General features: G+C 72.5%; 8 protein-coding genes and 2 pseudogenes. 6 read left to right on the top strand and 4 right to left on the bottom strand.

What is annotated here, in order from left to right; all coding sequences use genetic code 11:
- The 4 genes from ACZ4WH_RS41720 to ACZ4WH_RS41705 all read right to left on the bottom strand — a co-directional run.
- Positions 1-8,081: hybrid non-ribosomal peptide synthetase/type I polyketide synthase (locus tag ACZ4WH_RS41720; protein WP_468190866.1), on the bottom strand; the 8,081-nt coding region annotated here is incomplete at its 3' end.
- Between the two features lie 6 nt (positions 8,082-8,087).
- A complete protein-coding gene (locus ACZ4WH_RS41715; protein ID WP_468190863.1) occupies positions 8,088-11,402 on the bottom strand; it encodes a type I polyketide synthase in 3,315 nt (1,104 codons plus the stop codon).
- On the bottom strand, positions 11,399-18,523 hold the full coding sequence (locus ACZ4WH_RS41710) for a type I polyketide synthase (protein WP_468190860.1): 7,125 nt from the start codon (positions 18,521-18,523) through the stop codon (positions 11,399-11,401). The genes ACZ4WH_RS41715 and ACZ4WH_RS41710 overlap by 4 nt, the downstream gene beginning before the upstream one ends.
- A gap of 241 nt (positions 18,524-18,764) precedes the next feature.
- On the bottom strand, positions 18,765-19,979 hold the full coding sequence (locus tag ACZ4WH_RS41705) for a glycosyltransferase (RefSeq protein ID WP_468190857.1): 1,215 nt from the start codon (positions 19,977-19,979) through the stop codon (positions 18,765-18,767).
- A gap of 467 nt (positions 19,980-20,446) precedes the next feature.
- Between ACZ4WH_RS41705 and ACZ4WH_RS41700 the strand changes: the two genes are divergently transcribed.
- From ACZ4WH_RS41700 to ACZ4WH_RS41675, 6 genes and pseudogenes are all read left to right on the top strand, one after another.
- Positions 20,447-21,733 carry a cytochrome P450 family protein gene (locus ACZ4WH_RS41700; protein WP_468190855.1) on the top strand — a complete coding sequence of 429 codons (1,287 nt, stop codon included), beginning with the start codon at positions 20,447-20,449 and terminating at the stop codon, positions 21,731-21,733.
- Positions 21,712-22,995 (top strand): cytochrome P450, encoded by a 1,284-nt coding sequence (locus ACZ4WH_RS41695; RefSeq protein WP_468190853.1) that lies wholly within the window; start codon positions 21,712-21,714, stop codon positions 22,993-22,995. The genes ACZ4WH_RS41700 and ACZ4WH_RS41695 overlap by 22 nt, the downstream gene beginning before the upstream one ends.
- A 574-nt stretch (positions 22,996-23,569) precedes the next feature.
- Positions 23,570-24,043 (top strand): Dps family protein, encoded by a 474-nt coding sequence (locus ACZ4WH_RS41690; protein ID WP_468190850.1) that lies wholly within the window; start codon positions 23,570-23,572, stop codon positions 24,041-24,043.
- Between the two features lie 150 nt (positions 24,044-24,193).
- Positions 24,194-24,501: pseudogene (locus ACZ4WH_RS41685) on the top strand (transketolase); the annotation flags it as partial.
- A 135-nt stretch (positions 24,502-24,636) separates the two neighbouring features.
- Positions 24,637-24,885 carry a DUF2630 family protein gene (locus ACZ4WH_RS41680; protein WP_468190848.1) on the top strand — a complete coding sequence of 83 codons (249 nt, stop codon included), beginning with the start codon at positions 24,637-24,639 and terminating at the stop codon, positions 24,883-24,885.
- Positions 24,783-25,015: pseudogene (locus tag ACZ4WH_RS41675) on the top strand (glucose-6-phosphate dehydrogenase); the annotation flags it as partial. The gene ACZ4WH_RS41680 and the pseudogene ACZ4WH_RS41675, both read left to right, overlap by 103 nt.

The raw sequence follows: 25,015 nt of genomic DNA, 5'->3' as shown, positions 1-25,015 counted from the left end.
TCGGCGAGGACCAGCAGAGCCGGCAGGTCGGCCGGCGACACGGCGTGCGCCGCCAGAGCGCGGGCGTTCCGGCCGAACCGGGCCACGATCCCCTCTAGGTCCTGGAGCTCGGTGTCCGCAGGCAGGACACCCGCCTCCACCGCGCGACGGCGGAAGAGCGTGACCCGTGCGGGGCCCTCGGCGGAGCGGAACTCCTCCGCGTCGGGCTGCCAGCGCTCCCCAGCGAGCCCGGCCAGGTCCCTGCCGAGCCAGGCGAGCAGGGCGGCCTCGTCGGGCGCATCCCCGCCCGTGCCGGGGTGGGGCGGGTCGATGAGCGTCACCAGGTCCACCCGGCAGCCCTCTTCGGCCAGCCGCCGGGCCACTTCGACCGCCACCACGGCGCCCATCGACCAGCCGGCGAGCCGGCAGGGGCCCACCCCCACCGTCTTCCGCACGACCCCCGCGTAGTGGGCGGCAAGCTGCGGGACCGTGTCGCAGGGCGTGCCGTCCTGAGGGGTCTGGAGGGCGTAACAGGGCTGGTCCGGGCCGAGGAGTTCGGCGAGCGGTGCGTAGCACAGCACATCACCGCCGACCGGGTGGAACAGGAAGAGCGGTGGGCGGTCACCGTCTGTGCGGATGGGTACGAGGGCCGTTCGGGCTTCGCCCGCGCCCGCGGTGGGCAGGGCCTCGGCCAGCCCGGCGATGGTCGGCGTGCGGAAGAACTGGGAGATCGGCAGGGAGACGCCGAAGCGTGCGCGCACCTGTCCCATCAGCCGTACGGCCAGTAGCGAGTCGCCGCCGAGGTCGAAGAAGTTGTCCGTGACTCCCACCGGCCGTGGCGCGAACTGGGAGGCCCACAGGTCCAGCAGGGCGCGCTCGGATGCGTTCGACGGTTCGACCGGGGGCGTCTGTTCGGCCGCTGCGCGGTGGGCCACCGCCAGCGCCGGCCGGTCGATCTTGCCGTTGGGTGTCAGCGGCATCCGGTCGACGACGATCAGTTCCCGGGGCACCAGGGCCTCGGGAAGGGTCTCGCGCAAGCGCTGCCGTATCGCCTCGGGGGTCATGCCCGCGTCCGCGTCGTCGTCCAGGACGGTGTACGCGACCAGCCGTCGCGTGCCCCCGGGGCCGTCCGCGGCGGCGGCCACGGCCTGCCGGACGCCGGGCAGCCGCGTCAGCGCGGACTCCACCTCGCCCAGTTCGATGCGGTAGCCGGCGATCTTGACCTGGTGGTCCTCCCGCCCCAGCAGTTCGATGGTGCCGTCGGGCAGGTACCGTCCCACGTCGCCGGTGCGGTAGAGACGTTCGCCGGTGAGGGGATGGGTGACGAACGCGGCCCGTGTCAGCTCCTCGCTTCCGAGGTAGCCCCGGGCGAGCCCGCGCCCGGCGATGTGCAGGGCCCCCGGGACCCACAGCGGCCGGGGCCGTAGCGCGTCGTCGAGCACATGGAAGCGCTGGTTGCGCAGGGGCCGCCCGTACGGGATGCTCGCCCACTGCGGATCGACGCGGTCGATGCGGTGCGCTATCGACCAGATGGCCGCCTCCGTCGCTCCTCCCAGGCTCCACAGTTCGGCCTCGGGAAACACCTCGCTGATCCGCTCGGGCAGGGTAAGCGCGATCCAGTCGCCGCTCAGCATCACCAGTCGCATCGAGGACAGCACCGTGGGCTCCTGCGTCCGCAGGTGTTCGGTGAACAGGTCCATGAGCGCCGGAACGCTGTTCCAGACGGTTATTTGATGCTTTTGCACCAGCTCGAGCCAGTGGCCTGGATCGCGCGCCGCGTCGGCCTCCGGGACGACCACGGTGCCGCCCCTGCCGAGGATCCCGAAGACGTCGTAGACCGACAGGTCGAAGTGGAGCGCGGACAAGGCCAGGACGCGGTCCTGCGCCGTCACCCCGAAGCGTTCACTGATGTCGTGGACCGTGTTGACGGCGGCACGGTGCTCCACCATGACGCCCTTGGGCGTGCCGGTCGATCCCGAGGTGAAGATGACATAGGCCAGGTCATCGGCTGCCGCCCGCACCGGGGTGACGCCGGAGGCCGGGTACCTTCGGTCGACCTCCACGCAGTCGGCCTCCCGGCTCCATGGCGCGTCGCCGGGCGTGCCAGAGCCCGTCAGGACCATGGCCGTCCCGGTGAGTTCCACTAGCGTCCGGATCCGCTCCGGGGGCGCGGTGGTGTCCAACGGCACGTAGGCCGCACCGGACTTGAGGACGGCCAGGACGGCGACGATCTGCTCCCAGCCCTTGCCGACGCAGATGCCCACCAGCCGGCCCGGACCCGCACCACGCGCGGCCAGCTCGGTGGCGAGGGCGTCGGTACGGCGGTCCAGTTCGCCGTAGGTGAGGCTGCGGTCGGGGGCGACCACCGCGAGCTGCTCCGGCTGTGCGGCTGCGTACTCCGTGAACGCGTCGTGCAGCAGCCCTTCCGGAGCCCGGCCCGCGGTCGCGTTGGCCCGCTCGCGGGCCGCCAGGTCGGCGGCCGGCACGTGGGTGCCCGCCGGCCGGTGCCATGCGTCCGCGTCCCGGCACAGTTGCGCGAGCAGCTCCTGGTAGGCGGCGAACATGGCGTCCACCAGGCCGGCCGGGAAGCGGGCCTCGACCACGTCCCAGTTGATCCGCACCCCGTCAGCCTCCTCCACCACCTGGTGGTCGAGGAGCACCTGCGGGGTGCGGATGGAGGCGTGCACTTCCTGTCCGCCGGAGCCCCACCGGGCGAGCGGTGCCGTGTGGTCGAAGAGCCCGGAGCCCGCTTCGGTGCCCGAGGAGCCCAGCGCGCTCGCGAACACGAAGGGCATCGTGGCGCGGCCCGAGGCCCCCCGGGAGGCGTTGAGCCGACGCAGCACCTCGACACCGCTGACCTGGCTGTGCTCCAGATCGCGCGCGAGCTGGCCCTGGAGACGTCGTGCCCGCACCGCGAACGGATCGGCCGCGCGGTTGTCGGTCTCCAGCAGCACCGTGCTGCTGCAGTTCCCGACGATGTTCCGCACATCGGGATGGACGGGGCTCCGATTGAGGAACAGCAGCGTGAGGGTGAAGTGCTCGGTCGCGCTCCACTCCGCGAGTATCTGTGCGTAGGCCGTGCACAGCGCCGCCGACGGCGTGACGGAGGCGGCCGCGGCGTGCCGCCTGAAGGCCGCCCACTGTTCGGCGGACAGTCGCGCGGTCCGGTGGGTGAATCCCGCACGCGCTCGCGGCTCGGCCGGTCGCACCAGGGGCAGTTCGGGCGCGGGCGGCAGTGTGGGCAGACGTTCCTGCCAGTACCGCTGCGCTTCCTCGTGGACCGCACCGGTCCTGGTCGCTGCCGTAGCGAGGACGTAGTCCCGGTAGGTGAGGCTCAGGGGCGGGAGCGGACGGTCGGGCTCCTGGTAGAGCTTGGCCCACTCCTCGAAGAGCAGGGACGTGCTGCGCGCGTCGACCACCAGCCCGTCGAAGCCCAGGTGCAGCCGGGTGCGGTGCTCGTCCACGAGTGTCGCGCGGACGTCGAACAGCGGCCACCGGGCGCAGTCGAGCACCTGCTCGCGCAATGTCTCGTGCAACTCGTCCAGCGCCCGCTCGCGTTCGGCCGCGGTGCGATCCCGCAGGTCGGTCACCGCGATGCGGTAGGCGGGGACCTCGGGCAGGACACGCTGTCCACCCTCCGGCAGCACGACGGCGCGCAGCATGCCGTGCCTCTCGACCAGTGTGTGGAGCACGCGCTCGAAGCGGGGCAGGTCGAGGTCGGTGACATCGACCTCGGTGTACAGATGGGTCGACGTGTCGCCCAGCTCGAACGCGTCGGTCCTGCCTAGCCGGTACGCCTCCTGAAGATCGGTGAGCGGGAAGGCGTCGTGTGCGGACGGTTCGGGTGCGGACCGACCGGGTGCCGCGGGATCGGGTGCGGCGGGTTCGGCCACCGCCCCGGGTTCGGGCGGGAGCGGTGCCGGGGACGGGGCCGCCGGCGTCGCATCGCTCGGCGCCCCCGCCCGGCCCGCCGGCATGTCGGCGGTCGGCGCTGCCGCGGTAAGGGGCGACGAGGCCGTGGCGCCGGCGCCGGTGACCTCGTCTGCCAGCGCGGCCAGGCTGTGGCCGTCCAGGAGGGAGGCCAGGGGCACCGAGACCCCCCACCGGGCGGCAAGGCCGTCGCGCAACTGGAGGGCCATCAGGGAGTCGATGCCCAGGTGCTGGAGGGGCTCGCTCACGTCGACCGCCGACTCGGGCATGCCGAGCACCTCGGCGGCCGCGCACACCAGCGCCGTTCGCAGGTCGGGACCGGTCGTGGCGGTCGCGGGCGGTGCGGCGGCGGGGGCGGGTCCGGCGGGCTGCGCCGACGCGCCCGCAGCGGCTGCCGACGGACCCGGCCGTGCGTCCGGGGTGTCCGCCGGCGGAGCGAGCGGCCGTTGGGTGACGCCGGGCCGGCCGGCGGGCTCCGTGCGCAGCACCGTCTCCCTGCGGGCGCGCTTCAGGCTGACGCCTTCCGCCGCGGCCACCACCCGGCCGTCGTCGTCGAGCAGCCGCACCTCGGCGCCGAGTACGGTCGCGTCGGGGGCGGCGGGCAGCAACCGCGCGTGACACCACAGGGCGGCATCGGGCGTCGAGCCGGCGAATACCAACCGCTCGACGGCCACCAGCAGGTAGGCGGTGTCCTCGGGCACGTCCGGCGGCAGGCACGCGAACAGGGTCTGGAACATGGAGTCGGTGATGCCCGGGTGCAGCCGGTAGCGGTCACTCTCGTCGTCGTGCGGCGCACGAATCCGCGCCAGCGCCTGCCCGTCACTCGCCCGGACGCTCTCCACCCAGCGGGCGCTCGGTCCGAGGTACACACGCCGGCGCCACAGCCACCGGTAGAAGGCCTCGGCGGACCGCGGCGCAGCCTGGACCGCGGGCAACGCGTCCACCGGGAGGCGGGGTTCGTCCGCGGAGGGGACGACGGCCAGGCTTCCCTGGGCGTGCAGCGTCCAGGCATCCGCCGCCTCTCCGGCGTTGTTCCGCGCGAAGTACCGGAACGTACCCTGTCGCTCACCGGCGGGATCCACGGTGAGCTGCACGTCGAGCGGCCGGTCAGGCTCGACGACCAGGCTCTGCCGCACCAGGCAGTCCGACAGGATCACGGCGCCCGGCCCGTGGAGTGCCCGCGCGGCACCCAGCGCGGCTTCCACGTACACGCCGAAGTTCACGATCGGCACCCCGTCCATGACGCAGTCCTCGACGCAGGGGTGCGTGTCGCGGTCCAGACGCGCGGCGAACTGTGCCGTAGCCAGTGGTGAGGGCACCAGGTGCCCCAGCAAGTCTGTGGCGTCGGTACCGGTGCCCTGGGCGACGGCCCGGCCGGGCACCGGCTCCGACACGGCTGCCGGGCCGGGCTCGACCGCGCGGATCCAGTGCCGCTGCCGCTGAAAGGGATAGGTGGGGAGTTCGGCCGGACGCCAAGGGCGGTCGGCGTGGAAGCGCTTCCAGTCGACCGGTACGCCGCACGTGTGGAGTGCGCCCAGGCCCTCGGCCACCGTCCTCGTCTCGTCGTGGGCCGGTCGCAGGGTGGGCACGAACCGCACCGGTTCGCCGCCCGCGAAGTCGGACGCGAAGCGCCCGGCCATTCCGGCCAGTGTGGGGGCGGGACCGATCTCCAGGAACAACCGGTGGCCCCGCTCGAGGAGGGTCCGCATTCCTGCCATGAACCGGACCGGACGCCGCGCGTGGTCGCGAAGGTAGCGGGCGGTGTACCCGCCGTCCTCCAGCAGGGCGCCGGTGACGTTGGACGCCAGCGCGATCCGCAGCCGGTCGAAGCGGACTTCGGCCGCAGCCTGCTCGAAGGCGTCGAGCATCGGGTCCACCAACGGTGAGTGGAAAGCCCGCGACGAGCCCATCCGTATCGTGCGCACGCCTTGGCCGGCCAGGGCCGCCAGCAGCGCATCCACCGCGTCGGGGGCGCCGGCCACCACGACGCTCTCCGGACCGTTGACGGCGGCCACGGACACCCGCGCCGGACCGTCCGGGATCAGCGCCTCGACCACCGGGAGCGGCGCGAAGACGGACGCCATCGCGCCCTGAGGCAGGTCCTGCATCAGACGGCCGCGCGTCGCGGCCAGCGACAGGGTGTCCTCGATGCCGAGCGCCCCGGCGACGCAGGCCGCCGTGAGCTCGCCGATGCTGTGGCCCAGCACCGCGGCCGGCTCGACCCCCCACGAGCGCCACATTTGCGCCAGGGCCCACTCGAAGGCGACCAGGACCGGCTGAGTGCAGCGGGTCTCGTGGATCAGTTCCTCGTCCCGGGGTTCTGGATCCAGGACGGTGAGCAGCGGGCGCCCCAGCAACGGGCGCAGCACCTCGTCGCAGCGGTCCAGGGCCGCACGGAACGCCGCCTCGGACGCGTAGAGTTCCCGTCCCATCCCGGGGCGCTGGGAGCCCTGTCCTGTGAAGAGGAAGACCACCTCCGGCTCGCTCCCGGTCGGTACCTGTCCGGTGCTCACCGCGCCACCCCACGCCCCGTCCGTGGGCGGGTTCGCGGCCTCCGCCAGCAGCGTGCCCATCTCCTGCGCGGAACCGGCGGTAAGCGCCATGCGGTGGGGCAGGTGCGCGCGCCCCACGGCCGCCGTCGCGCACACGTCCTCCAGGGGTGTGCCGGCCTCCAGAACGGCGCGGTAGCCGCGTGCCAGCTCCGCACACGCCGACGGCGTCCGGGCGGACAGCACCAGCAGGTGCGCCGAGCGCGAGGCAGCCGGGGCCGGGCCCGGTGCGGGCGGCGGGGCCTCGCCCACCACCAGGTGCGCGTTGGTGCCGCTCGCGCCGAACGAGCTGACGCCCGCCAGCCGCGGACGCTCCGCCGAACGCGGCCAGGGGGTCGGGGCGGTGGGAATCTCCACCGTGCCGTCTTCAAGACCGATCGCCGGATTGAGGCGGTCGAGGTGGAGGTGGGGCGGGATGCGCTCGTGCGTCAGGGCGAGCACGGTCTTGATCAGTCCCGCGACCCCGGCCGCAGCCTCGGCGTGGCCGATGTTGGTCTTCACCGAGCCGACGAGGAGGGGGGACGTCCGCTCGCCGCACAGCACCGTGTGCAGGGCCCGCATCTCGATGGGGTCACCGAGCGGTGTCCCGGTGCCGTGCGCCTCCACGTAGGAGATGTCGGCCGGTGCGACTCCTGCGTCCCGCAGCGCCCCGGCCACCACGGCCCGCTGGGCCTGGGCGTTGGGCACGGTCACGCCGCTGCTGCGGCCGTCGTTGTTGACGGCCGATCCCCGGATCACCGCGAGAACACGGTCGCCGTCGCGCTCGGCGTCTCGCAGCAGTTTGAGGACCACCATTCCGCAACCCTCGCTGCGCACATACCCGTCTGCCGCGGCGTCGAACGTCCGGCACACGCCGTGCGGGGACAGCGCCCGTGCCTGTGAGAGCACCACCGACCAGGCGGGGTTCAGCAGGACGTTGCACCCGCCGGCCAGGGCGAGGTCCGACTCGCCCGAGCGCAGGCTCTGGCAGGCCAGGTGCACGGCCACCAGCGAGGAGGAACAGGCCGTGTCCAGGGACAGACTCGGCCCTTGCAGCCCCAGCCAGTAGGACAGCCGGCCCGCGCCGAACGTGCCCGCCCGGCTACCGAGTGAGTACGCCTCCAGCTCCTCGATGCCGAGACGCAGTTGCTGCTCGGAGTAGTCGTGGTTCGTGATCCCGGCGAACACGCCGGTGGCCGACCCCCGCAGGCCCCCCGGGTCGATGCCGGCATGTTCGAGGGCCTCCCAGGACACCTCCAGCAGCAGCCGGGTCTGCGGGTCCATGAGCGCCGCCTCACGGGGCGAGACCCCGAAGAACTGGGCGTCGAAACCGTCCACCGAGGTCAGGAAACCGCCCCGGCGGGACACCGTGCGACCGGGGGCGTGGTCCGGGCCGCCGTCGTAGCGGTCGGCGTCCCACCGGGAGGCTGGCACCTCGGTGATGCCGTCGCCGCCGCGCTCCAAGAACTCCCAGAACCGCCGCGGGTCGTCGGACCCGCCGGGGAACCGGCACCCCAGGCCTACGATCGCCACCGGTTCCGAGGTGCGCGGCGGGCAGGCGGCGAGTTGGTCCTTCAGCCGCCGGATCTCCCGGAGACTGGCGGCGAGTGCGGCCCGGCTGTCCCGGGCGAGTCGGTCGGTCATTGTCACTCACGCCTCCTTGGCGGGCTGCGGATCCGCAGCGCCGAGTTCCTGGAGCAGCAGATCCCGCAGTACGTCCTCGTCGAGCAGGTCCAGGGGATCGTCGCCGGGGTCGGGCGGGGGGCCGGGCAGTGGTGCACCGCCAGTGGGAGGCGGGGGCGCCGCCGGGGCCGGCCCGGCCGTCGGCGCCGTGTCCCCCTGTGCCTCCTGTTGCAGGGCCTTGGCCAATGCGCGGACCGTCGGGCACTCGAACAGGACGGCGGCGGAGATCGGCCGGTCCCACGCCTTCCGTAGGCGCGCGACCACCCGCACGGCCATCGCCGAGTCCATGCCCATCTGGAAGAAGCCCTCGTCCGGATCAACCTCCGCGGCCCGGTAGCCGAGCACGTCCGCCACAGCCTCGCGGACCAGCGCGAACGCGGACCGTGAACCGGAACCGGGCGCGGTACGGGACCGAGGGTCGGCGGGCGCGTTCGCGGGGAGTGGGGTGGCGGGTCCGGCCGTGGGTGCCGGGCCGGCGGGTACGGCCGGTGCGGCCGTGCCAGCCGTGGTCGGTACGGGCGGCTCGGCGGAGCCGCCCGGGCGCCGCGTCTGGAACCAGAAGCGCTCGTGCGCCCACCGGTACACGGGGAGCGAGACGGTCCTGGCGCCCTCGGGTCCGGGTCCGAGGCTGACCGGCAGGCCCCTGGTGTGCAGGGCTCCGAGGGCCTCGAGTCCGGCCCTGCTCTCGGGCTCGCCCCGCCGCATCACGGGCAGGACCAGACCGGGGACGGAGTCGGCGTCCAGGGTGTCCTGGACCGATGAGCGGAGCGTGGGGTGGGGTCCCATCTCCAGGAAGATCCCGTGACCGTCGCGGGCCAGCGCCTGCACCGCGTCCCAGAAGCGCACGGTCCTGCGGACGTTCGCCGCCCAGTAGGCCGCGCCCAGGTCGGTTCCGGCGACGGGTTCCCCGGTGACCGTCGAGTAGAGGGGAACCCGGGTGGCGGCGGGCGTGATGCCCGACAGCGCCCGCGTCATCTCCTCCAGCATGCCGTCGACGAGGCGGCAGTGCGAGGCGCCCTGCGCGGCGAGCGGTTTCCAGAACACCTTGCGCTCGGCCAGGCGGGACGCCAGTTCCTGTACGCCCTCGGGCGTTCCGGCCACGATCGTGGCGGTCGGCCCGTTCGCGGCGGCCACGGACGCCTCCGTGATCCCGCTCTGTGCCAGGACGGCTTCCACCTCGTGCTCCGGGAGACCGGCAACAAGCATGGCGCCCTGGCCGCTCAGTTCCTCCAGGAGCCGGCTGCGGGTGCTGACCACCAGGGCGGCGTCCTCCAGGCCGAGGGCCCCGGCCGTGTGGGCCGCCGCCACCTCGCCCATGCTGTGCCCGACGATGGCGTCCGGCTCGACTCCCCAGGACCGCCACCGCGCAGCCAGCCCGACCGAAAGGGCGAAGAGCGCCGGTTGCACGAGGTCCGTGCGGGTCAGCGCCGCGTCCTGTGCCATGGCGTGGATCGTGTCGATCACCGAGTACCCGAGACGGTGGCGCAGGGCCTCGTCGCACTCCTCGACGGCGGCCCGGAACACCGGGCAGCTGCCCATGAGTTCCCGGCCCATACGAGGCCGCTGCCCGCCCTGGCCGGGGAAGACGAAGACCATTTTGCGCCCGAGGGGGGCGGAGGCACGCGCCCAGGCGGTGCCCGCTGCGGCCGGATCGTCCAGCCACGCGTCGATGCGGTCGGCGGCCTCGGCGGGCGATGCCGCGACGACCGCGAGCCGGTGGTCGTGGTGGGTGCGGCGCGCCGCCGCCGTGTGCACGGTGTCGGCGAACGGTGTGCTCGCCCCCTCCGGCGAGCGGAGGTGATCCCGGTAGGCCGCGGCCATCGCCCTGAGACTCTCGCCGCTCGCCGCCGAGACCGGCAGCACGTACTCGCCGCCGGATGCGGGTGTGCGGGCGGCGTCCGCGGGGGCGGGGCCCAGGACGGCGTGGGCGTTGGTACCGCCGGCGCCGAAGGCGCTGACGGCGGCGTGCCGGTGGTCGTCGGGGACGTCCCAGGGCCGTGTCTCCGCGGGGATCACGAACCGCGTACCGTCCAGGCCGATCCGGGGATTGATCTCGCGCACGTGGAGGGTCCGCGGCACACGCCGGTGGTGAATGCTCAGCGCCGCCTTGATGAGGCCGGCGATCCCCGCGGCGGGTTCGAGGTGGCCGATGTTCGACTTCACGGAGCCCAGTGCGCAGCCGAAGCCGCTGCCGTCGTCCTTCCCGTAGCTCTCGGTCAGAGCCTCGACCTCGATGGGGTCACCGAGGGCGGTGCCTGTTCCGTGGGCCTCCACCAGGGTGATCCGGTCGGGAGGGAGCCCGGCGTCGCGCAGCGCCTGCTGGACCACCTCCTGCTGGGCCAACCCGTTGGGCGCCAGCATGCCGTTGGTCCGTCCGTCCTGGTTCACGGCGGTACCGCGGATCACGGCCCAGATCCGGTCCCCGTCGGCCAGCGCGTCCGAGAGCCGCCGAAGGACGACGGCGCCCACGCCCTCCGCCCGCGTGAAGCCGTCGGCCGACGCGTCGAAGGTCTTGCAGCGGCCGTCGGAGGCCAGGAGCCCGTCGTCGGCGTAGGTCCGGGCCACCGTCGGCGAGAGCAGGAGCTGTACGCCGCCGGCCACCGCGCTGGAGCACTCCCGCTGCCGCAGGCTCCGGCAGGCGAGGTGCACGGCTACCAGCGAGGAAGAGCAGGCCGAGTCCACGACCATGCTGGGTCCGCGCAGGTCCAGGACGTACGACAGCCGGTTGGCGATCGCCGACCCGGTCCCTCCCAACAGCGTGTGCATGTCGACGTCGTCGTTCGCGGCCAGTTGCAGGTGAAAGTACTCGCTGGAGTTGGCCCCGACGAATACGCCGACCTCGGCCCCACGCAGGCTCTGCCGGGTCCGGCCGGCGTCCTCCAGGGCCTCCCAGGCCACTTCCAGGAAAAGCCGTTGCTGCGGGTCCATCCGCGCGGCCTCGGCGGGCGCGATGCCGAAGAACCGGGCGTCGAAGGCGTCCACTTCTTCGATGAACGACCCGAATGCCAGCGGCCCGGGAGAGTCCACCAGGCTTCCGCGGCCGCCCCACCGCTCCGAGGGCACCCGGGTCACCGTGTCGGTGCCGTCGCACAGCAGTTCCCAGAACCGCGCGGGCGAGGTCGCACCGCCCGGGAAGCGGCAGCCCATCCCCACTACGGCGATCGGTTCGTGCCGACTCTCCTGCAACTCCTCCAGCCTGACCCGTGCCTGTCGTACGGCCTGCAGGGCGGCCGTCAGCTCCGCCCGGTACGACGTGCTCGGCACCCCGTCGGTCTCCTTCATGCCGTGTGCTCCATCCGTTGTGCGAGAGCCGTCAGTTCACGCCTCAGCTCAGCCTCCAGCTCCGCGATGCCGTCGACACCGCTTCGGTCCCCGGGCTCCTGTACTCCGCCGCTGTCCGGCGACGCGGACCGGTGGTCGGCGGGCTCTTCGGCCGTGGCGCCGAGCCTTCGGGCGATGAGTGCGGACAGCGCGGACACCGTGGGGTGGTTCCACACCGTGCTGTCCGGCAGCCGCAGGCCGAAGACCGCCTGCCACCGGTTGCACAGTTCGACGCCCATGACCGACGTCATGCCGAGTTCACGCAGAGGCTGGTCGTCGTCGAGCTCCGAAAGCGGCAGACCCACCAGGTGAGCGACCGTCGAGCGGACCGTCTCGGTGACGGACGGCAGGGCGGGGGGCTTGGGCGTTGGTGAGGGTGGCGGCGCCGGCAGCCGTGGAGGTGCGGGGTCCGGGCGGAGCGGCGGTGGGACCACTGGCTGCTGGACGGGTGCCGCGGCATGGGGTGCGCCGATGGGAGCCGCCGGACCCGGCAGGGGGAACCGCGTGGGCTGCCAGGGGTGGGCCGGGGGTTTCCAGGCAGGAGCCGCCGACGATGGCATGCGCACCGGTGCCCCCAGGGCGAAAAGCCGGGCCAGCAGCATGAGGAGGTGCCCGTGTTCCCCGACCGCGGCGTGTCCCGGAGCCTCGTTCCTGCCGGCCTCCCCGCCGTCGGTGCCCACCCCGGCCGGGCCGTCACCGCCGCTTCCGGCCAGCACATGCAGGACGGGACGGTCCCGCAGCTCCACGACGACGTCGACGCCCTCCTGCCGCAGCCTGGCCAGCTCCTCGTCACCGAGGGCACCCGGGCACGGTGGTGTGCCCGCCGCCGGAGACAGGTCGAGGACCGGGACAATTCCTTCCCCCGCCGTTTTCCGGCCACGTTCGTCCGGCGAACACTCTCCCGGCACAGGCTCCGCCGGGTCCGCCTCGCCGGCCGCCCGGCGGACCGCCTCGGCCAGCGGCAGCACACCGGCCTCGTGGAGAGCGCCGACGAGCCCGACGCCCCGGCCCGCGACGACATCCGGCCTGACCCCCCAAGAGCGCAGCAGCGCGGCCAGCCCCCGCTGGAGCGTGAGGACGGCCGCGGCGGACAAGCCGCTGGGAAGGCCACCGCCGGCCACCGGCAGATGCGGTCCGGCCGGTTCACCCGGTGGAGTCGGCTCGTCCAGCGTGGAACGGCCGAGCAGCGCCCGGACGGCGCGATCGCTCTCCTCCGCCCCAGCCCGGAAGGCCGGTTCGCCCAGCAGCTCACTCATCGTGGCCTGCATGGCGCCGGGGCGGCAGTCGTCGGGGAACAGGAAAGCTGTGCGGGGTCGCCGGTGTGCGGCTCGCGGAGACCACACCGTGCCCGGAGCGCGCTCACCGGCAGCGTGGGCGCGCAGCGCCCGAACCAGGTCCTTCGGCGAGGAGGCGACCACGGCGAGCCGATGGGCGTGGGCGGTGCGCCGCGCGGTGGCGGCGGCCACGTCGCGCACGGGCAGGTCCGCGTCTTGCTCGATCGCGGCGGCGGTGCGCCCGGCGAGCTCCCGCAGCGCCGTGCCGCTCTTCGCGGACAGCGTGACAAGGGTCGGCGGCTCGTCGGCGCGCGCAACGGATCGAGCTGCCGCGAGGGGGCGCAGCAGCGCCGCCCGGTCCCCGTCGGTCCAGCTGACGGCGGGCAGGACGAGGGCTCCGCGGCCATCGTCGTCCGCGGTCTGCAGCAGGGCCTCGGTGACCACCGGGTGCCCTCCGCAGTCGATGAGGACGCGGCAGCCCCCGGCCAGCACCGCGGCCACCGTGTCGTGCAGGCGTACGAGTTCGCGCGGCCCGCGGACCGTGGGGTGCGCACCCGTGGACGCGCGGGCGAGGTCGCTGCCGTCGAACGCCGACAGGACGGGGACGCGTCCCGGCCGCAGCACCGCGGTCCGGGCGCCGTTGTCATCCGTCCACGGCGGGCGCAGGCCCTCGACATCGGCCCGGTCGAGAAGGGCACAGCGTCTCCCGGCGGCCGCCAGGGCGCCCACCAGGACGTGTAGTTCGTCCGGCGGCCCGGCGAGGAGGGTGGTCCGTGTACCCAGCCGTGCGGCCACCCGGACCGTCGTGGACACCGGCAGGGCGGGGTCGCCGACGGCGGCCTCTGCAACGGCCACCGCCTCGGCCCGGCCGACTTCCCGGTCCGGGTCGAGCAACGGCACCGCGTCGGCGATGTCCAGCAACCCGGCGGCGACGCATGCCGCGATCTCGCCGATGCCGATGCCCAGGTAGGAGGCCGGTTCGGTACCGGCCTCCCGCAGCAGGGCGACGGTCGACAGGTGGAACGCGAACACGGCCCGGGGGCTGGGCGTGGTGCCCTCGGCAGGAGGCGCGAGCGACGGTCGCCCCGCGTGCCGTGCGAAGGCCCGGGCGCACTCCTGCCACGTCTCCCGGAACACCTTCCGGGTTCGCCACAGACGGCCTGCCGTACCGGCCCAGCCGTTTCCGAGCGGGCCGAGTACGAGCACGGGACCGGCCTCGGCCCGATGGGGTGACCGCTGCCCTGCGGGGCCGGCACCGGTCCCCTCGAGGATCACGTGGACGTTGGAGCCTCCCCAGCCGAAGGAGCTGACGCCGGCCAGGGCCGGTGTGCGGGCGGGCCAGGGTTCGAGCCCCTGCGGCAGGCGCAGCCCGGAGAAGTCGATGTGCGGATTGGGTGTGGTGCAGTGCAGGTTGGGCGGGACTGCCCGGTGTCTGAGCACCAGCGCGGTCTTGATCAGCCCGGCGATGCCGGCCGCCGCCTCCAGGTGACCCAGGTGGCTCTTGACGGCGCCGAGCACCAGCGGCCGGTCCTGCGGCCGACCCTCGCCCAGCACTGTCTTGAGCGCCGAGACCTCGATGTGGTCGCCGAGTGCCGTGCCCGTGCCGTGCGTCTCAACGAAATGGACATCGGCGGGCAGCACCCCCGCCCTGCGGCAGGCGTCCCGCAGCACCTCTTCCTGCGCCGCCGGGTTCGGCGCCGTCAGCCCGTTGCTCGGCCCGTCGTTGTTGGTGGCGGACCCGCGGATGACACACCAGATGTCGTCCCCGTCGGCGCGGGCGGCGGACAGCGTCTTCAGGACCACCGCACCGCATCCCTCGCCGCGACCGTAGCCGTCGGCCGACGCGTCGAAAGTCTTGCAGCGTCCGTCGGCGGACAGGCCGCCGAAGGCGCGCAGCGACCGGAACGACTCCTCGGTCAGCAACAGGCTGACGCCGCCGGCGATGGCGGTGGTCGCCTCCCCGGCGCGCAGGGCTTGGCAGGCAAGATGAACCGCCAGGAGCGAGGACGAGCAGGCGGTGTCGACGGCCATGCTGGGCCCGCGCAGGCCGAGCGCGTAGGAGAGTCGGTTCGCCGTCATGTTGAGCGCCTGCCCGGTGGCCGTGTACGGCGACACGCGGGCCGTCCGTGAACGTTCGGCCCAGTCGTGCCAGCTGACGCCCACGTAGACCCCGGTCCGCGAGCCGCGCAGTGCCCGCTGGTCGAGCCCGGCGTCCTCGATCGCCTCCCAGGCCACCTCCATGAACAGCCGCTGCTGCGGGTCCATCTCGCGCGCTTCGTCCGGCGCGATGCCGAAGAACTGTGCGTCGAAACCCTCGATGTGCTCGTCGGCCAGGAGCCCGGCGCGGGCCGGAAGGGGCGGACCGTCCTCCCCGGTGCCGGGCCAGCGTCCCGCGGGCAGCGGGAGCACGGGATCGTGGCCGTCGACGAGCATGCGCCAGAAGGCCGCCACACCGTCCGCGCCGGGGAAACGGCACGCCTGGCCGATGACGGCGATGGGCTCCTGCTCGGCGTGCTGCAGAGCACCACCGGTGGCGCCGGTAGTGCCGGGCGTCGCGGTTCCGGGGTCGCCCGTGGTGGCCACGGGGCGGCCGACCGCCGTGGCACCGGGGGCGTCGGTGTGCGCGCCGTGTTGCCGCGGGGCGACGGCTGCCCCGTCCGGCGCGGGGGCCACGGAGTCGTCCGGTTCGTATCCGACACCGGCGGGGGTGTGACCGGTGTCGCCGCCGGCCGGTTTCGCCGCCGGCATCGGGAGCTCGCCGGGCGTCGTGTGGCCGGCACCGGTCCGGGCGGCCAGGTGGTCGGCGAGTTCGGCACAGGTCGGGTGGTCGAACAGCGTCTTCGGTTGCACCCGCAGACCGCAGGCCGTGCTCAGCCGCTCGGCCAGACGCAGGCTGAGCATCGAGTCGAGGCCGAGCTCCCGCAGCGGACGCCCGGTGTCGACCGTCTCACCGTCGGGGTAGCCGAGCACGGCGGCGGCCGCGGCGGCAACCAACTCGACGGTCATGCGGCGGTGTTCGGCTCCGCCGGCGGCTGCCGGACGCTCGTTCGGCTCGGTCGCCGTCCGGCGTGCCGGCCTGGCTGAGCCTGGCTCCGGGCCCGGCGCAGCCAGGCCGGGGAGCCAGTGCGGGCGCCGGGTGAAGGCATAGGTCGGCAGGGCCACGGCGCGTGCGCCGGTCCCGCTCCATACTGCTTCCCACCGCACGTCGGTGCCGGCGACGTGTGCGGCCGCGAGTGCCGCGCAGAAGCGCGACGAGTCACCCTCGTCGCGGGCGATCGTCTCCACCAGGTCCACCCGGAGCCCGGCCGCCGAAGCCGTGGCGTGCACCGCCGGGAGAAGCACCGGGTGCGGGCCGACCTCGACGAACACCCCCGTGCCCGCCGACGCGAGCGCCCTCACGGCGTCGGAGAACCGGACCTCGTGCCGCAGGTTGCGATACCAGTACGAGGCGTCGAGCCGCTCGGTGTCCAACAGGCCGCCGGTGAGTGACGAGTAGAAGGGCACCCGCCCGCGCCGGGGACGGATGCCGGCCAGTTCCTCGGCCAGTTGCGCACCCAGTACTTCCACCGCCGGCGAGTGCGACGGGTAGTCCACGGCGATCCGCTTGACCTGCACGCCGTCCCGCGCCAGCGCGGCGACGGCCTCGTCGAGCACCGGGTCGGGGCCCGCGATCACGGTCGCGTCCGGGCTGTTGCTGGCGGCACGAGTGAGACGGCCCGCCCAGGGAAGCAACCGTTCGGCGAGGGCGTCTTCGCCCAGCAGCACCGACGCCATGCCACCGGTCCCCGACAGGTGATGGCCGATCAGACGGCTCCGGACGGCCACGATCCGTGCCGCGTCCGCCAGCGACAGTGCCCCGGCCACGTACGCCGCGGCCACCTCGCCCTGGGAGTGCCCCAGCACGGCCGCGGGCTCCACCCCGTGCTCGCGCCACAGCGCCGCGAGCGCGACCATCACCGCGAACAGAACGGGCTGGACGACGTCCACGCGCTCGAGGGACGGGGCGCCACGGCGGTCCTCCAGCACATCCGCCAGGCTCCAGCCCGTCAGGGGGTCGAGCTCACCCGCGCAGTCCGCCACCGCGGCGGCGAACGCCGGCTGCTCGGACAGCAGCCGCCGTGCCATGCCCGGCCACTGGGTGCCCTGCCCGGGGAAGAGAAAGGCGGCCGGCCGGTTGCGCGGTACGGCGCCGGTGAGAACCCCGGCGGCGGGCCTGCCGCCGGCCAGGGCGTCCAGGCCGGCGAGGAACGCGTCCCGGTCGCGGGCGACGACGGCGGCCCGGTGTTCGAACACCGAGCGCGTCCGGGCCAGGGACAGTCCCACATCGGCCGGCGCGAGTTCCGGCCGCGCCCGCAGATGGGCGGCCAGCCGCGCGGCCTGTTCGGCGAGAGCCGTTCGGTCTCGGCCGTGCAGGAGCCAGGGCCCCGTGGCACGGTCCGGCCGCCCGCCCGGCTGCCTCGTGGGACGTGGCGAGTCGGGACTCGTCGTCGGGAGGGTCGTACGATCCGCCGCCGGGAAGGCATCGGCAGCCGCCACCACTACATGGCAGTTGGAGCCGCCCACCCCGAAGGAACTGACGCCGGCCACCTTCGGTCCCCCCGCCCACGGCACGGGCACTCGGGGTACCCGCAGACGGCGGGCCTCCGCCTCGACGGCGGGCGCGGCGACCTCGAAGTTCAGACTCGGCGGGAGGACGTCGTGCTGGAGGCTCAGCACCGTCTTCAGCAGCCCGGCGATGCCCGCGCCTCCCTCCAGGTGCCCGATGTTGGTCTTGACCGACCCGACGAGCAACGGGCGGCCCGCGGGCCGCCCGGGGCCGAACACCGCGCCCAGCGCGGAAGCCTCCACGGCGTCGCCCACCGGTGTGCCCGTGCCGTGCAGCTCGACGTATGCGGCCCGCGTCGGGTCGACGCCGGCCGCCGCCCAGGCACGTCGCAGAACATCCTCCTGGGCCGCGGCGTCGGGCGTGCTCAGGTCCGGGCCGCCCCCGTCGTTGTTGGTCGCGGTCCCGAGGATCACGGCCCGCACGGGGTCCCCGTCCGCCACCGCCCGCTCCAGCGGCTTGAGCACCAGGACGGCGCCGCCCTCGCCGCGTACGTACCCGTTGGCACGGGCGTCGAAGGTGAAGCACCTCGCGTCGGGTGACAGCACGCCCAGGGCCCGGACCCGCTCGGTGGTCTCGGCCGCGAGATTCAGCTGCACTCCAGCGACCAGGGCGAGTTCACTCTCCCCGTGCAGCAGGCTCTGGCAGGCCAGGTGCACCGAGACCAGCGAGGACGCCTGTCCGCAGTCGACGGTCATACTCGGTCCGCGGGCTCCGAGCAAGTAGGAGACCCGGTTGGCCAGCAGCGTGCGCTGCAGACCGGTGAGGCTGTGGGCGGTGGGGGCCCCCGCGCCGGCGGAGAGCAGGGCGTAGTCGTCCGTCATGGCGCCGACCCAGATGCCGGTGCGGCTGCCGCGCAGACCGCCGGGCACGATGCGCGCGTCCTCCAGTGCCTCCCAGGCGAGTTCCAGCAGCAGCCGGTGCTGGGGATCGGTCGCGGCCGCCTCGCGCGGGGACATGGCGAAGAAAGGCGCATCGAAGCCGGCCACGTCCCCGAGCCAGCCGCCCACGTCCCTGACCGACGGCGGCAGGTGCCGGGACCGTGCCGGCCCTGGGCGGTCCACGGCGTGGCGCCCTTCGAGCAGCAGCCGCCACAACGCGTCGGGGTCCGGCGCGCCCGGTAGCCGGCACGACGCACCGATCACCGCCACCGCCGTGGCACGGTCGGGCCCGCCTGCAGGGATGTGCGCTTCGGTGGGGGACATGAGGAACTCCTCGCTGACCGCGGACGGAATCGGGACCGGTGGACGATCTGGGCGACGGCGCTCGCGCCGGTCAGCACGGGAAGGCGAGGGCCGCCATGCGCGTTGGCTCCGTACCATTGGCGCGGCAGAGCGGGTGGCGCCACGGCGACGGCCGCGCTGGTGCACCAGGGCCGTCAAGCCGCCGGTCCGCGATCGGTCGGTGACGACGGGGTAGAGCGGATCGAGAGCGATGCGGCGGTGCTCAGTTCATGCGCCACGCGTCCAGAGCGGCCGGGAGACCGGCGGCGAATTCGGCGAGCGGGGGCAATTTTGACATCTCTTTCCGCATCGACCGGGCACGCTCGCGGAAATCGGCGCATGTGAGTACCCGCCTGCAGGCCTCGGCAAGACCGGAAGGGGTGGCGTCGGCGAGGTGAACGGTTTGCGACAGGCCGAGCCGCGCACAATGCGCAGCATTGTAGGACTGCTCGGCGATCAGAGGAACAGTGACCATAGGAACGCCGTATGACAGCGATTCCCGCACACTGTTGAAGCCCGCGTGGGTGAGGAAGAGATCGCAGTGCTCAAGTAGCAGGGGAGGCGGAAAGTCTCCGGCGAAATGGACATGTTCCGCAGAGGCTGCCCGTTCGGGGCGCGGCAGGTCACGGCCGGCCACGACGGCGACGCAGTCGAGTTCCGCGAGTGCGTCGACCACGGTCTCCATGAGGCGTTCCACCCGCGGTCGGTCCGCGCCGCGCAGCAGCGGGGCCAGAGTCCCGAAGCTCACCAGGACCACGGGGCGCCCGCCGCGGTCCGCGAGTGCGGCGTCGATCTCCTTGGGTATCCGGTCGCGCGCGTCGGGCGGGTTCTCGTGCCGGTGGTGGACCACCCGCGGGATGTCGGCCACCGCCGGGTCATAGCGGGCAGGGACGAGAGCGATGTGCCGGTAGCGGTAGAGGCTTGTGCCTTCCGGGTCCGGCGGGAGCCCGAGGGCCGCGCGGTGGGGGGCGAGGAGCGGGGCGAGGGCGGCCGGGGAGAGCCGCGGGGCGGGGCCGCCCGAGATGCCGAGCGAGACGTGCGGCACCCCGAGCGTCTCGGCGGTCAGGTACCCGCCGAACTCCAGCCAGGAGCGCGCGACGACATCGGGCCGCCATTCTTGTGCCGCATCGATCAGGGAACGCGCCGCGGACAGAGCCGTGGGCCCGGTGAAGTACCGCAGGGCCAGGCCGTATCTGAGGCCGTCGTCCCGCAGGCGCGGCCCCAGCTCGCCGCCCAGCGCCTGTACCTCCTGCGCCATGTGCGGGCGCCAGTCCTGCCCGGCCGGCAGGTGCCGCAGTCCCTCCTCGCGCAGGTGGTCCGCCATGTCAGCGGTGGTTCCCACCGCGACGTCATGTCCTGCCGCGCGCAGGCTCTGGGCCAGTGGCAGTACGCCGCGCACATTCGAAAGCATTCCGTGAGTGGTGACCAGGACGCGCACGGCAGCTCCAAGCATGGGCGAGAAAAAGAAACTAACCGGTAACAAGATTGGGGAATGTGCCGGTATCCGCAAGTTTGTTTCCGGTACCAGCAGGCAATGCGGAATTTCGCGCGATCGGCGGCGTTGACCCGGGAGCCGGCAGGGAAGATCGGCTGCGCAATCTACACAGTACCCAGCAGCATTGGGCTTCAAGTGTGACGCGCGTCACTTGTCGTCGCCATTTCCGCTCCTCTACAGTGCACCCCCGTAGCTCCGCGTGCTACGTGTTTACGCATCCGCCGACTCGCAAGCGCGATGTCAATTCAGCGCGGAATGCCTTTTGTCCTTAATTTTCCGACCAAGGGGCGGACGCCGGAGGCTGGCGGCTCCGACCTTCGACCAGGGACGGTCCACACGTATGAAGCAGTCGACACTTGGGGACGGTTCACACGTATGAAGCAGTCGACACTCGAGGACGGTCCACACGTATGAAGCAGTCGACACTGTGGGCGGACGACTACTGGGAGCGGTTCCACGAGGCGGACGAAGCACGCCGTAAGCAGGGTGCCGTCCATCGGGAGATACTGCCGGACGGGCTGCGGGCATGGATCGTTTACGGCCATGCCGCCGCGCTGGAGGCGCTGCACCACCCGGACCTGCTCCGTGACGCCGACGAGATCCAACGCATTATGCGCCGCAACCTGGGGCCGGACGTCCCCCTGTCCGGTATGTTCGCCAAGTCGGCGATGCTGTCGGACGGTGCGGACCGGGAGAGGTTGCTCGCCCCGCTGAAGGCCCACTTCGGTCAGAGGTTGCTCAAGAGGCTCGGTGGCCGGGTCGAGGAGATCACCGCCACGCTGCTGGACGCCGTCGACGCAGACAGCGGTCCCGTCGACATCATGGAGGAAGTCGCCTTCCCCCTGCCCATCACGGTGCTGGCCGAGTTGCTCGGCCTGCCCGAGACCGACCGCCCGCAGGTGCGGTCGTGGACCTCCGCGCTGATGGGGCACGACGAGGAGGCCGCCGCCCGCGCCGGAGCGGACCTCTCCGCCTACTTCCAGGACGTACTCGCGGCCAAACGCCGCACCCCCGGCGACGACCTGGCGTCCACCCTCGTCCAGGCCCGCGACGCGGGGGACCTCGACGACAGCGAGGTCATGGGCACGCTCTTCCTGCTGATCGTCGCCGGGCACGAGACGACCATGAACCTGATCGGCAACGGCACCCACGCACTGCTGTCCGGCGGGGCCTGGGCCCGGCTGGCGCAGGACCCGTCCCTCGTCGAGGGCGCCGTGAACGAGATCCTCCGTTTGGACTGCTCCGTCCGCGTCACGCCCCACCGGTACAGCGCCACCGAGGTCACCATCGCCGGCACCACCATCCCCGCCGACGAGATCGTCCTGGTGTCCCTCGGCTCCGCCAACCGCGACCCGGAGCGCTTCGGAGGCGATGCGCACCTCCTCGACGTCGACCGCCCGGACGCGTCGTCGCACCTCGCCTTCGGACACGGTGCGCGCTACTGCCTCGGAGCCCCGCTGGCCCGGATCGAAGGGGCCGTCGCTCTGCGTGAACTGACGCGCCGCTGGCCGCGGGCCGAGCTCGCCGCGGACCGACCCAACCAGCGGGAACAGGCCGTTTTCATGTCCGGCTGGCGAACCATGTGGGTACGGCTGAACCCTGACGAACCTCCCGCGTCCGCCGGCACTCCTGACCTGCCGGACACCGTTACGACGCTTTCCCAACGGAGCACACCATGGCCGACGCAGTCGTACTAGAAGGCGCTGAAGGCACCAGCGACCTGCTGCACCTGATGCCACCACTGGCCTCGGCCGGTCCGACAGTCCACTATGTCTATGGAGGGCTGGAGCGCATCCTGCTCAACGAGCCCGACGAAATCCGCCAGGTGGTCTCCGACCCGCGGCGGGAGTTCCCAGCCCTGGGCGTCTTGCAAAGGGTCCTCGGCCAGGGGTTGCTGGCCGCCGACGACCTCGACATCTGGTCCCCGCACCGGTCGGTGATCCAGCGTAGCTTCTCACCCCGTCAGGTCACCATCTACGCCCAGCGGATCGAGGCGGTCACCCGCCGGATGGTCGGCTCGTGGACCCCAGGCCGGCAGCTGTCGGTCAGGGACGAGATGAGCGAATGGTCGTTGGAGAACGTGGGTGATTCCGTGTTCGGGGACGACTTCTCGCGGTTCCGTGAGGCGATCCGCGACCAGTTCCGGCACACCATCCACCAGACACTCGCGGCGATGGCCGACATCGAGGCGGGGACCGTGAAGCCCGGCGCGGAGGAACGGCTCGAGCAGACGGTCACCGAACTCGAGGAGACTATCCGGCACATCACCGGGCGCCGTCAGAACGGCGAGGTCGGCGCCCACGGCCTGATAGACCGGATGATCGAGGCCTCACGGGGCGATGATCCCAGCTACGCCGATCCGTTCATCCGGGACGAGGTGATCACCATGATGTTCGCCGGCTACGACACGCTCGCGGTGACCGCCTCGATCTCGCTGCTCCTCCTCTACACCCACTCTCCGGTGCTGGAACGGGTGCGCTCGGAGGCGGCCGAAGCCCGTTCCGCCGGCATCCCGGTCGAGCGGTACATGAAGGAACTTCCCTACATTCGTGCGGTCATCCACGAGACCCTGCGGCTGTACCCGTCGGTCCCCTTCTACCACCGCCCCGCGCTGGAAGACCGGCGCGTCGGGGACGAGTGGGTGAAGAAGGGCACGATCCTCACCGCGAGCGCCTGGGTCACCCAGCGCAATCCCACTTACTTCCCGGACCCGCTGACCTTCGACCCCGACCGCTGGTCCCCGGAGCGCAGGGCCGAGGTGGTGCGCAACTCGTACTTCCCCTTCGGTCAGGGCGTACGCAACTGCGTCGGCACCCATTTCTCGATGCTCGCGCTGGCGATCCTGATCGCCGAGGTTGTTTCCACCGCGAACCTGACCTTCGAGGATGAGTACCCCGCGGTGCAGGCCAATCCGACCATGCACGTGGCTAACGCCATGGTGGCCACCGTCGGGCGCTGACGCCGTGCTCAACCGGCCTGCCGCGGTCCGGTGATCGGGGCGCCGCTCAGCCCGTTGGACGGCGCGAGCACGGCATGGAGGTTGGGAACCAGCTTGTAACTGTGCCGGTCACATCAGTCGGCCTGCCGGGTGCCCGCCGGGACCGTCGGCCAGCACAATGGTGGCGTTGACGCGCTTGTCCACCGGATCGCGGTGGATCTCGAAGCTGCGGCACGCGGCCATCATGATCTCCAGGTCGTGTTATGACGGGACACCTCTCGCCCGGTGCGTTTTCGTATGGGGCGGCCCCGGCTCCGCTCGGCGAGACGGGGAGGACATGGTCACGGTGGCGTGGCGGGCACGACGACGTCCTCTCGGTGCTTCGTGCCCCCGCACCGGCAGCCGGTGGGAAATCCTGCCGACCGCCGGCATCGTCGTAAGTCAAACGACGGATTATCGCAGTCGGAGGACCTCCGAGAATGGGGGCACAGGCCCCGGTGACGGCTGCACGAGTCGGTCGCCGGGGGAGGTGATCTCCGCCGGACAGGGCATCCACGTCGATTCGGGACGGAGACGTACGACGAAGGAACGCAGCATGAGCATCATTTCCAGTCCGCTTCCCGAAACGGAACGCAAGGTGACCGGAGCCGCCCTGCAGGACACCCTCGTCGACCTGCTGGACCTGTCCCTGGTCGCCAAGCAGGCGCACTGGAACGTCTACGGTCCGCGCTTCCGCTCCATCCACCAGCAACTCGACGACGTGGTCACCATCGCGCGTGACTATGCCGACCAGGTCGCCGAGCGTGCGGCCACGCTGGGAACCAGCCCCGACGGACGGGCAGGCAGCATCGCCCTCGGCAGCGGCCTTCCCGGCTTCGAGGCCGGCTGGATCGCGGACAGCGCCGCAGTGGAGGCGCTGGTCCAGGTGTTTTCGGTGCTCATCGACCGCGTGCGCGCCCGCATCGAGACCACCGGTCAGTCCGACCCGGTGACCCAGGACCTGCTGATCGGGCTGACCGCCGAACTCGAAAAGCAGAGCTGGATGTTCCAGGCGGAGAACCGCAGCTGACGCGGGCGGAGGGAGGCGCTCCGCCGCCGGATGGGTGTGGCTTTTCACCGGTACCTGGACCGGTTGGGTCCGAGCCGCCCGCACTGACACCCCGGGCGCACCGCGCCAGCCGTGGTCGGCCTTCGTAGCAGACAAGATCGAGGAGAGACGATGCCTTCCACGTCGTCCCATCTGAACTGGGCCGAGCTGGACCAGCGGGCCGTGGACACCGCCTGTGTCCGGCCGCAGATGCCGTACAGAAGGTCGGCAACGGCCATCCCGGTACGGCGATGAGCCTGGCCCCGGCCGCCTACACCCTCTTCCAGAAGGTGATCTACCCGGCCGGCTTCGGCCTGGAGCTGGACGATCTGAAGTCGTTCAGGACGTGGGGTTCCAAGACCCCCGGTCACCCGGAGTACGGGCACACCAAGGGCGTCGAGACCACCACGGCTCCGCTGGGCCAGGACGTCACCACCGCGAGATCTGAGGCGGCGCGGTCCGGGGCACCCACGAACAGGCCGGGGACGCCCCGGGCGCGCTGAAGAGGCTCGGTACCGGAATGACTCCGGTGCGGACGCCACCGTTCGAACAACGCGAAGAAGGAGCGACACGATATGGACGAGGACCAGAAGATCCTGCACCGGATCACGGAAATGGCGCAGGAGGAACGGTCGTTGCGCGACTCCCTCGGAGCGGGCAAGGGAGGCGGTGACGCCGAGCGGGTCCGTCTCGGGCGGCTGGAACGCGAGTTGGACCAGTGCTGGGATCTGCTGCGGCAGCGCAAGGCCAGGGCAGAGTTCGGACAGGATCCCGACAACGCGCAGGTCCGGCCGCAGTCCGTGGTCGAGCACTACGTGTCCTGATGGTTGATGTGCAGATGAGAGGCATCCACAGAAATCCGCTTCGTGACCCGGCCGACCGACGGCTCCCGCGTATCGCGGGGCCGTCGGGCCTGGTCATCTTCGGCGTCACGGGCGACCTGTCGCGCAAGAA

The organism is Streptomyces sp. NPDC029138, from assembly GCF_055564375.1.
The sequence above is the reverse complement of the archived record's forward strand: the minus strand, read 5'-3'. Positions and strand labels throughout refer to the sequence as shown.